12 protein-coding genes are annotated in these 10,191 nt (G+C 46.9%); 10 read left to right on the top strand and 2 right to left on the bottom strand.

The genetic code is table 11. The features are described from left to right. Nucleotides 1–176 precede the first annotated feature (176 nt). The 8 genes from AAFP14_RS24115 (at nt 177) to AAFP14_RS24085 (ending at nt 4,182) form a co-directional block, all read left to right on the top strand. Entirely contained in the window at nt 177–497 is a 321-nt protein-coding gene (locus AAFP14_RS24115; protein ID WP_341734724.1) for an element excision factor XisH family protein, read from the top strand. After that, nucleotides 448–600, top strand: a complete 153-nt coding sequence (locus AAFP14_RS26745) for an element excision factor XisH family protein (protein ID WP_472851085.1) — start codon at nt 448–450, stop codon at nt 598–600. Before AAFP14_RS24115 ends, AAFP14_RS26745 begins: the two co-directional genes overlap by 50 nt. Next, entirely contained in the window at nt 588–917 is a 330-nt protein-coding gene (locus AAFP14_RS24110; RefSeq protein ID WP_341734723.1) for a XisI protein, read from the top strand. The genes AAFP14_RS26745 and AAFP14_RS24110 overlap by 13 nt, the downstream gene beginning before the upstream one ends. Nucleotides 918–1,001: 84 nt before the next feature. Then, nucleotides 1,002–1,241, top strand: coding sequence for a hypothetical protein (locus AAFP14_RS24105; protein WP_341734722.1), 240 nt, complete (start codon nt 1,002–1,004; stop codon nt 1,239–1,241). Next, complete coding sequence (locus tag AAFP14_RS24100) at nt 1,238–1,387, top strand: hypothetical protein (protein WP_341734721.1); 150 nt, start codon at nt 1,238–1,240, stop codon at nt 1,385–1,387. The genes AAFP14_RS24105 and AAFP14_RS24100 overlap by 4 nt, the downstream gene beginning before the upstream one ends. An 11-nt stretch (nt 1,388–1,398) precedes the next feature. Continuing rightward, nucleotides 1,399–1,953 (top strand): Uma2 family endonuclease, encoded by a 555-nt coding sequence (locus tag AAFP14_RS24095; RefSeq protein ID WP_341734720.1) that lies wholly within the window; start codon nt 1,399–1,401, stop codon nt 1,951–1,953. An 8-nt stretch (nt 1,954–1,961) separates the two neighbouring features. Next, a complete protein-coding gene (locus tag AAFP14_RS24090; protein WP_341734719.1) occupies nt 1,962–2,900 on the top strand; it encodes a RibD family protein in 939 nt (312 codons plus the stop codon). A 106-nt stretch (nt 2,901–3,006) separates the two neighbouring features. Continuing rightward, complete coding sequence (locus AAFP14_RS24085; RefSeq protein ID WP_341734718.1) at nt 3,007–4,182, top strand: GNAT family N-acetyltransferase; 1,176 nt, start codon at nt 3,007–3,009, stop codon at nt 4,180–4,182. 137 nt (nt 4,183–4,319) lie between these two features. Here AAFP14_RS24085 and AAFP14_RS24080 read toward each other — a convergent pair whose 3' ends face one another. Together AAFP14_RS24080 and AAFP14_RS24075 are read right to left on the bottom strand one after the other, a co-directional pair. Beyond that, entirely contained in the window at nt 4,320–4,868 is a 549-nt protein-coding gene (locus tag AAFP14_RS24080; protein WP_341734717.1) for a hypothetical protein, read from the bottom strand. Between the two features lie 295 nt (nt 4,869–5,163). Further along, nucleotides 5,164–6,681 (bottom strand): sensor histidine kinase, encoded by a 1,518-nt coding sequence (locus AAFP14_RS24075; RefSeq protein ID WP_341734716.1) that lies wholly within the window; start codon nt 6,679–6,681, stop codon nt 5,164–5,166. 280 nt (nt 6,682–6,961) lie between these two features. Between AAFP14_RS24075 and AAFP14_RS24070 the strand changes: the two genes are divergently transcribed. Both AAFP14_RS24070 and ftsH4 read left to right on the top strand, forming a co-directional pair. Continuing rightward, complete coding sequence (locus tag AAFP14_RS24070) at nt 6,962–7,807, top strand: M48 family metalloprotease (protein WP_341734715.1); 846 nt, start codon at nt 6,962–6,964, stop codon at nt 7,805–7,807. A gap of 326 nt (nt 7,808–8,133) precedes the next feature. Beyond that, nucleotides 8,134–10,002, top strand: a complete 1,869-nt coding sequence (gene ftsH4 / locus AAFP14_RS24065; RefSeq protein ID WP_341734714.1) for an ATP-dependent zinc metalloprotease FtsH4 — start codon at nt 8,134–8,136, stop codon at nt 10,000–10,002. The last annotated feature ends 189 nt before the right edge of the window (nt 10,003–10,191 follow it).

The following is a 10,191-nucleotide window of genomic DNA, read 5'->3' as shown; positions in this document are numbered from 1 at the left end:
TTTGGTTCACGCCCCAGCACAGATGGGCGATCGGGTTTTTTGTGGATGGGCGATCGGGTTTTTGGGTGGATGGGCGATCGGGTTTTTTGTGGATGGGCGATCGGGTTTTTTGTGGATGGGCGATCGGGTTTTAATGATTGGTATAAAATAGAGAGTGAGAGCAACGGAGTTTCTAAATGCCTGCTAAAGATGTTTTTCACGATACTGTCAAAGCTGCCTTACAAAAAGACGGATGGATAGTTATCCGTGAAAACTTTCGGGTGCAAGTCGATGACGAAGGTTTAGCAATGTTTATCGATTTGACCGCCGAAAAGTTAATCAGTGCAGAAAAAGCAGGCCGCAAAATAGCTGTAGAAGTCAAAAGCTTTCGAGAGCGCTCGGATTTCTACCAGTTTCATGCAGCCCGGGAGTCAATTTCTCAACTGTCGATCGGCATTGAGAGATATTATGCCAGATTTGATTGTGTACTTAGCAGTTCCTTTAGAAACCTACGATGAATTATTTAGATTAAAATTCATTCAAGGACGTGTGGAAGAATACGATATCAAGCTAATTATTTTTCGTCCCGATTCCGAGGAGATTGTCTTGTGGAGAAATTAAACTATACTGAAGCGATCGAAAAAATTCTGAACAACTTCTCAGACATGATTGTACGAGAAGGAACAGAAGTTAAAATTATTCGCGATCGCGAAAGCGGTAATTACCTGGTTATTCTGGCAGGCTGGAACGACCAATTAAGAGTCTACGGTGTTTCAGTTCACATTGAGATCAAAGATCATAAAATCTGGATTCAACAGGATAGGACAGATACAGGAATAGCTGAAGAATTAGTCGAATTCGGAGTGCCAAAAACTGATATCGTACTTGCTTTTAAGTCGGCTTTTACCAGAAAGTTGACCGAATATGCTGTTAATTAAAATTCTTCAACCCGCTTGCGCGGGTTTTTGGTTTTTTTGATTGATGGGCGATGGGGCTATAATACAGAAAACTTGACAACAAAAATGACTGTCATGAGAGAGTTAATCCAACAAGAATTAGAAAAGCTCGATCGAGAACAACTCCAACAAGTATTTGAATTTATCAGCTTCCTGAAATTCCGTGCCAGATTAGTGACTATTCCGGCGATCGATGAAACTAACTTAGCTGCACTCTACAGCGAATTTGCCGAAGAAGACCGACAACTTGCGGAACTCGGAATCAGCGAATATTCAGAACTCCTCAAACATGAGGATGTGGCATGACAATCAGACGAGGTGAAATCTGGATTGCCAACCTCGATCCCACACAAGGTTCCGAACAAGCAGGCGGATGTCCGCCTCCGCGGACTAAGAAATATGGAATTTTAGAGAAATGTGCGATCGACTGTAAAATAACAATAAAAACATAGGAGTAATCGCCGTGAGCGTCACAACTGTAAAATGGACGGTTGCAGACTACCACCGCATCATTGCAGCCGGCATTCTGGAAGGGCGAAAAGTTGAACTAATAGGTGGAGAAATAATCGAAATGGCTCCCGAAGGAGAATCTCATGCTTACTGTAGCGACGAGGCTGGAGAATACCTAATGTACTTGTTAGGCGATCGGGCTAAAGTGCGACAAGGTAAGCCGATTACCTTGCCACTTAACAACTCCGAACCCGAACCCGATATCGCTATAATTCAACGCTTGGGACAAAATTATCGAGAACATCATCCCTATCCAGAAAATATCTTTTTGCTGATAGAATACTCCAATTCTACCCTAACTAAAGACTTGGGAATCAAGAGCCAAACTTACGCAGCAGCCGGGATTGCCGAGTATTGGGTTGTCAATTTGCGAACTATGGAATTAATCGTGTTTCGAGATCCTACCGATGCAGGCTATCAATTCAGAGAAACTCTGACTCACGGTAATATTAATCCCCTCGCCTTTCCAAATGTTTCAGTTGCGATCGAGCGTTTATTAGGGAATTAGGTAATCCAATGCCTCACACAACAGTAATACTCGCCATGAGTGCCGATGGCAAAATTACAGATTCCGCCCTCACTGCCGCCAGATTCGGTTCAGCTAACGACAAATCTCACCTCGAACAACAAGTCGCCGCCAGCGATGCAGTTCTCTTCGGAAACGGCACTTTACGCGCCTATGGAACCACTCTCAGAGTAACTTCGCCGGATTCGATCGAACAAAGGAAACTGCAAGGAAAGCCCCCACAACCAGTGCAAATTGTGTGTTCGCGATCGCGCTTCTTTGACCCCAACTGGCGATTTTTCCAGCAACCGGTTCCCCGCTGGCTGCTAACTGGAAATGATTCTAGGGAAACAGCAATCCCTCTCAAATCTTCCCCCCAAGGAGGGGGGGCTGTTTCATTCTCACCAAAAAAAGGGTTTTGTAGGGGTAGCGCCCCCGTGCCTACCCCTGCCACCAACGATCCAATGCGCGTTTGGGGCTTCCAGGGCCGGCACGGGGGCACGGCCCCTACAGAGAATGAAACCGCCCTGCCCCAAGGAGGGGGTCTCAAATCTTCCCCCCAAGGGGGGGGCAGGGGGGGGTTGACTTCGGGCGGGGATAGCGGGGGATTGACTTTTGACAGTGGTGCAACATCTTTGTTCGATCGCACTTTAATCGCCAACACCATCGAGGGAGAAATCGATTGGATCGATGCTTTTCAACAACTAGAAGCCCTCGGAATCAAACGTTTGGCAATTTTAGGAGGCGGAAAACTCGTCGCCTCTGTGCTCGCTGTAGGCTTGATAGACGAGCTCTGGCTGACGGTGTGCCCGCTAATTTTGGGCGGCGCGGATGCACCGACACCTGTGGAGGGAAAGGGTTTTTTAGCCGATTTAGCACCGAAATTGGAGCTGTTGGCGGTAAAACAGGTGGGGGGTGAGGTGTTTTTGCATTATCGGTGCGATCGCTAGAGGGCGGGCACTCTTGGCACCGCCCCTACATTCACTTGGCAGTGTGGAAAAAGGGAAATTGTATTAACTTAAATGAAGTTCGATCGCTCTACGCTCAAATTTCCCTATGCTGCCAAAGCCAAAAGCTCAACAATACTCTGTAGCCTGGATTACGAAAATAGCAGATATTTCGCAAGCCTCCTGGGATGCTTTGGCGATGTCGCTAAAAACGCCATTTCTCGAATGGAATTGGCTCAACAATCTCGAAACTTCCGGTAGCGCCACAGGTAAAAACGGTTGGCTACCGCATCACTTGACAGTGTGGCGAGACAAACAGTTGATTGCTTGTGCGCCGCTTTATATCAAAAGTCACAGTTACGGCGAATTTGTCTTCGACAATCAGTGGGCTGATTTAGCTCAACGTTTGGGTGTTCAATATTATCCCAAACTGATGGGAATGACTCCTTTTACACCCGCAGAAGGCTATCGGTTTTTGATTGCTGAGGGGGAAGATGAAGATGAGTTAACCGGAGTCATGGTAAGCGCGATCGACTATTTTTGCGATCGCCACAATATCTCTGGTTGCAATTTCCTATACGTCGATCCGGTATGGCGCGTGCGCATGGAACAGCATGGTTTTAGCGCTTGGCTGCACCACAGTTATATTTGGCAAAATCAAGGCTATCAAAATTTTGAGGGTTATTTAGGCACATTTAATGCCAATCAGCGCCGCAATATCAAGCGCGAACGTAAAGCGGTTGAAACAGCCGGTTTGTTAATAAAAACCTTGACTGGCGATGAAATTCCCCAACCCATGTTTGGCCAAATGTATGCTTTTTATGAGAATACTTGCGACAAATTTGGCTGGTGGGGAAGCAAGTATTTGACGAAGCGATTTTTTGAACAATTGCATGACAATTATCGCGATCGCGTTTTGTTTGTAGCAGCCTACGATAAAGAAGATGATAGACAGCCGATAGGAATGTCTTTTTGTCTGTATAAGGGCGATCGACTTTACGGGCGCTATTGGGGGAGTTTGCAGGAAATTGACTGCTTGCACTTCGATGCTTGTTACTATACACCGATCGAATGGGCGATCGATCGGGGCATCCACACCTTCGATCCCGGTGCGGGCGGGAGGCACAAAAAACGGCGCGGCTTTCCAGCGACACCCAATTATAGTTTGCACCGATTTTATAACAACCGTTTGGCGCAAATTCTCAAGTCTTATATCGGTCAAATCAATGAACGAGAACAGGCAGAAATTGATGCAGTCAACCAGGATTTACCTTTTAGTAAGTAGTCATTAGTCAGCAGTCATTAGTCAGCAGTCATTACTCAGCAGTCATTAGTTAGGAGTTAGCGGCAATTTGAGCAGCAGTAATTGGTAATTGCCATCAAACAACCAATGACTAATAACTAATGACTAATGACTAATGACTAATTCAAAAATACTTTCCCATCTTCCTGAACTTCCAGGGATTTGGTATCAGCGCCCAAGTCAGTGGTTGCGCCAAAAGTGATTTGCAACATTCCCGCTGTGGCGGTTGCTTGAGCTCGCACCAACAGCAATCCGCCATCAGAGCGCTGGTAAGTGAGGGTGAGTGGGGCTTTCAAGTTTTTGATCGAAATTTCTGATTGTTCCCCCAGAGTGCGAGATTGACTCATTCCAACTACTTGATAATTGATTACAGCATTGGTGCTATTTACCAGTTTGATTGTCACCATACCCTCTACTGGGGTGACTCTAGCACCGGGAAACGGAAATCGGGGAGGCGCATCTTGGGGTGTCGCAGGAGTCGCTGTAGCAGGAGTCGGTGCGCTGACGGGTTTACCATTAGCTGGTGGCGTAGCAGCGGGTTGGGAAACTGGTTTTCCTTGGGGTGGTGGCCCACCGGCAAGGGAAATGCTAGCGAGACTGACTAGCAAACCTGTACAGGTGGCTGCTAGCAAGCTCAAATTTGGGAATTGTAGATTGTGGCGAAACATAAGTAACTCCTCACGAGTTCGATCGAGGTTTTCCACCGTTAATGTTAATGTATGACTTGACCTCCCCACCCATGAATCGACTGGATTCTTCTGTGGTAGGGCGCAGAGGAAAAGGGGAAGAGGGGCAGGGCTGTTTCATTCTGGTGACAAATCATGGTTTTGTAGGGGTAGTGCCAAGAGTGCCTACCCTCCTACCCTCCCCATCCACGATTTTGTAGGTGTTTGGTGAGATTGGGGCAACCACGGGGAGATTGCCCCTACAAAGAATGAAACAGCCCTGGGAAGAGGGGAAGTTTTAGGGGCGAGATGTTTCTGATTTGTGGGCGGGGAGGGTGACGATAACGGCGGTACCTCGATCGACTTGGCTGTCTATGTGGATGTGCCCTCGGTGATTTTCGACAATGGCTTTGGCGATGGCTAATCCTAAACCGGAACCGGCGGCGCTGCGGTGGGTACGGGCGGGATCGGCGCGGTAGAATCGATCGAATATGTGTGGCAATGCTTCTGGGGAAATACCGATACCAGTGTCTGTGACTTTGACTTGCAGCGAGGGATTTAACATCTTGACGGAAAGTTGCAATTCCACTTGAATTTCACCGCCAGAGGGCGTGTACTGCACAGAGTTGCTAAGGAGATTAGTAAAAAGTCGGGCTAGTTGATCCCAGTCTCCCAATACTGTAAAGTTACCTTCTGTATTTGGTGAATCGACTATTTCTAAGGATAAAGAGAGATGTTGGGTTTTGGCGATCGCCAGTTGTTCTTCAATCACTTCAATCAACAAAGCATCCAGAGGAACCACAATCCACTGCTGCTGCACGATGCCACTATCTTGTCTAGCTAAAAATAGCAAATCATCAACCAAACGTCCCAAACGGCGAGTTAGGCGTTCAATCACTTGTAGCTGTTGATATTGCTGGGGTTCGATATCCGGTTCCGCCAAAGCCACTTGAACATTAGTTTGAATAGTGGCGATGGGATTTCTGAGCTCGTGGGAAGCATCCGCAGTAAACTGTTTGAGACGCCCATAGGATTCTCGCACAGGTTTCATCGCCAATCCCGACAACAGCCAGCCAATAGCTGCTACACAAATCAGTGTCAAACTCGCACCCAAAATCAAATCAATAATTAATTGGCGAATCGGTTTTGTCACTTCAAACCAAGGATGACTGACTCGCAAATATCCCAAAACTTGGCGGCCGATTTCCACTCGTTGAGTCACCTGTCTGAGAGAATAGTTTTGAGTTGTGCGAATGCTAATTGGTTTGGTCGAGACGCGATTGGCAATTTGGGCGATCGAATCTCGATGCTCCTCCAAACCTCCCTTCAAACCACCATCAAAATCTCCAACTTTTCCCCTCTGCGCCAAGTGCGCATCTGCGGTTAAATCCCTCTTTTCCACTCCCTCAAACCGTAACTGATGATTAACCCAAACCGTTTCACCACTGCGATTAGCATGAATCGGAATATTCAAAGGTTCCGACAAAGTAGACCATAGCAATTCACCTGTAGGACTAAACCATTCTAAATCAATATGGTCATCATCAACAGCATCACTGCCGTCTCGAAAACTCCCTTGAACATTCACTTGAAACTTAGTTCCCGACAAAACATCAGAAGAAGAAAGGGGCGTTTTCAAAGGTTCGATGACGAGCGATCGCTCTACGATTTCCACAACATGATTGAGCGTATCATCAATGCGATCGATTAAAGTATTGCGGACGTAAAAATAGAAACCCGTAGCAAATAATAGTAACAATACAGCAGTAACGGCTGTGTACCAAACAGCAAGACGGCGGCGGGTAGTTTGAAACATATTTTCAACTGTTGCTTATTGGTTATTGGTTATTGGTTATTTGTTATTTGTTGCCAATAACCACTGACTTCCTCCCTCTTTCCTCCCCCCTTGGGGGGGGGAGGGAGGGTTCTTATTCCCTCTTCCTTCGCGTACTTCGCTCCTTCGCGGTTCGTTAAAAAAGCCCTGTTTGCAACCATGCAAACCCTACCTAATAAATTTCATATTTAATACTTCAGATAGATGCAATAATAACTATTGATTTAGTATTATCATCGCTAAACTTTTTAGGTGAACTGCTATGAACAAATTTTTATTCAGGATGGCGATCGGCTTATTAATGGCATTTTTTGGGGCTATCACCTATTTTACCAGCAGCGTACAAAATCCCGTAACAGGAGAGAAACAGCGGGTGCAGCTTTCTCCGCGCCAAGAGGTAGTTTTGGGATTGCAGGCGCGAGACAAAATGGCGGCTCAATACGGCGGGCTTTATCCCAGCCAAAGTATTCAACAATATCTCGATCGAGTTGGAGAAAGAGTAGTCAACGGTTCGACGGCGAAACAAGCGGGTTATCCGTTTGAATTTCACCTGCTGCGAGACCCCCAAACAGTCAATGCTTTTGCTCTCCCCGGGGGACAAGTTTTCATTACCGCCGGACTTTTGCGGCGGCTCAATTCCGAGGCGCAGTTGGCTGCTATACTCGGGCACGAAAGCGGTCACGTTGTGGCGCGCCACGGTGCGGAACACTTGGCAAAACAGCAGTTGGGCAGGTCTTTGGTAACGGCGGTTGGAGTCGCCGCTAGCGACGATCGCGGTGGCGGACAGCAGGCAGCATTAATTGCTCAAGCTGTCAATCAAGTTGTTAGTTTGCGGTACGGTAGAGCAGATGAACTTGAGAGCGATCGGCTCGGTTTTCGGTTCATGACGGAGGCGGGTTACGATCCTAGAGGTATTGTTGAGGTGATGCAAATTCTCGGTTCTGCTAGGAGTGGCGAAGCGCCGCCGGAGTTTTTGAGTTCTCACCCTAATCCTGAAAATAGAGTTGAAAAACTGCAAGCTTTAATCGCGCAAAATTTCCCTAACGGCGTTCCAGCTAATTTGGTATCAGGACGCGATGAGTTTGCTAAGAATGTGTCTGGCGGTTAGCCAGAATTCTACTATATCGAACCGCGAAGACGCGTTCGGCGAAGCCGTTCCCGTAGGGTAGGGCGCGAAGTAAGAAAAGAGCGAGAGAATCTTAAAAGAGTTCTGAAGTAAAAACCATTCATTAACCATTAACCAATAATTCATAACTATAACTTTCTGCTCTTCCTTCGTGTCCTTCGCGTCTTCGCGGTTCGTTTTAAATCTCAAATCCATGCTACCCGGTTAACCGACCCAATCGAGTGAGGAAATCCGATGGACCATGGGTGCGTATTTGATGAGAAAATAAATGAATAAAATTAACTAAAATTCAAGGATGAAACTTATCAATGGCTATTAAAGACCAACCTCAGCCACCTCGTTTTCGCCAAATCAGCAATATCTTGTTGTTGCTATCAAGTCTGTTTTTACTGGCTAACATCTTTTTGCCGAATTTGTTCGGTCCCCAAATTCCCCAAGTGCCTTACAGTTTGTTTGTTCATCAAGTGCAAGAACAAAATGTAGTCAGAGCTTCGGTAGGTCAAAATGAAATTCGCTACCAACTTAAAGGCGAAGGCGATCAACCCGGACAAATTCTGTCAACTACGCCGATTTTTGACCTGGAATTACCTAAACTTTTGCAAGACAAAGGTGTGGAATTTGCTGCAACTCCTCCTTCTAAAAATGGCTGGATCGGCAGTGTTTTGAGCTGGGTAGTTCCGCCGCTGATTTTTGTGGCGATTTTTCAATTTTTTATGAATCGCGGCGGTGGTGGCCCCCAGGGTGCACTCTCGATCGGCAAAAGCAAAGCTAAGGTCTACGTGGAAGGTGAATCGGCGAAGATTACATTTGCTGATGTGGCTGGAGTAGAAGAAGCTAAGACTGAATTAGTGGAAGTGGTTGAGTTCCTGAAAACTCCCGACAGATTTACGGCAATTGGCGCGCGCATTCCGAAGGGTGTGCTGTTAGTCGGACCTCCGGGAACTGGCAAAACTCTGTTAGCAAAAGCAGTGGCTGGTGAAGCTGGTGTACCATTTTTTAGCATCTCTGGTTCGGAGTTTGTGGAACTGTTTGTCGGTGTTGGTTCTGCAAGGGTTAGAGATTTATTCGAGCAGGCTAAGAAGCAGGCTCCTTGTATTATTTTCATTGATGAGTTGGATGCGATCGGTAAATCTCGTAGCACTAATGCTGCTTTTGGTGGGAATGACGAACGGGAACAAACTCTCAATCAATTATTAACTGAAATGGATGGTTTTGCTGCGGGCAATACTACGGTAATTGTGCTGGCTGCTACTAACCGCCCGGAAAGTTTGGATGCTGCTTTGTTGCGCCCCGGTCGTTTCGATCGCCAAGTTTTGGTCGATCGCCCGGATTTATCTGGCCGCGAAGCAATTTTGAATATTCACTCTCAAAAAGTGAAGTTGGGCCCGGATATTGACTTGAAGGCCGTCGCCACTCGTACCCCCGGTTTTTCGGGCGCAGATTTGGCAAATTTGGTCAATGAAGCTGCCTTGCTAGCTGCTCGTAACAAGCGTCTCACTGTCGCGCAGGAAGACTTTTATGAGGCGTTTGAGCGCGTTGTAGCTGGCTTGGAAAAGAAAAGCCGGGTGCTCAATGAAAAAGAGAAAAAGATTGTGGCTTATCACGAAGTCGGGCACGCCATGGTGGGCGCAGTGATGACTGGCGGCGGCGAAGTGTCGAAAATCTCGATCGTCCCTCGCGGTATGGCTGCATTGGGTTACACGTTGCAAGTACCGACTGAAGATCGTTTCTTGTTGGATGAGGCGGAATTGCGCGGTCAGATTGCTACACTACTTGGAGGGCGATCGGCTGAGGAAGTTGTTTTTGGTAGCATTACTACTGGCGCTTCCAACGACTTGCAAAGGGCGACTGATTTAGCCGAACGGATGGTGACAACTTACGGGATGAGTAAGGTGTTGGGGCCTCTGGCTTACGATCGCGGCCAACAAGCAATGTTCCTCAGCGATGGTATGGGAAATGCGCGCCGTGCGGTGAGTGCTCAGACTGCTGAGGCGATCGACCAAGAAGTCAAAGAAATTGTCGAAACTGCTCACCAGCACGCTTTGGATATTCTCAAAGCCAATCGGGAATTGTTGGAAACAATCACGCAAAAGCTATTAGAAACTGAAGTAGTTGAAGGCGACCAACTGCACAAATACCTCGCTGAAGTACAGCCTTTAGATAAGGCTGCGGCTTGAGTTTAACAGGGTTTCTCTGGAGGCCCAGAAACCGGGTTTTTACGAGAATACTCGCTATAGGTGAGAGATTCACAAAAAACCCGGTTTCTTTGTGGGAGTGGAATCCCAGAAACCGGGTTTTTACGAAAATACTCGCTATAGGTGAGAGATTCACAAAAAACCCGGTTTCTTTATTCGGAGTGAGTAAAT

This window comes from Microcoleus sp. EPA2, from assembly GCA_020882975.1.
GTDB lineage: Bacteria > Cyanobacteriota > Cyanobacteriia > Cyanobacteriales > Microcoleaceae > Microcoleus.
Note: the sequence above shows the minus strand (reverse complement) of the source record. Positions and strands in the feature narration are given on the sequence as shown.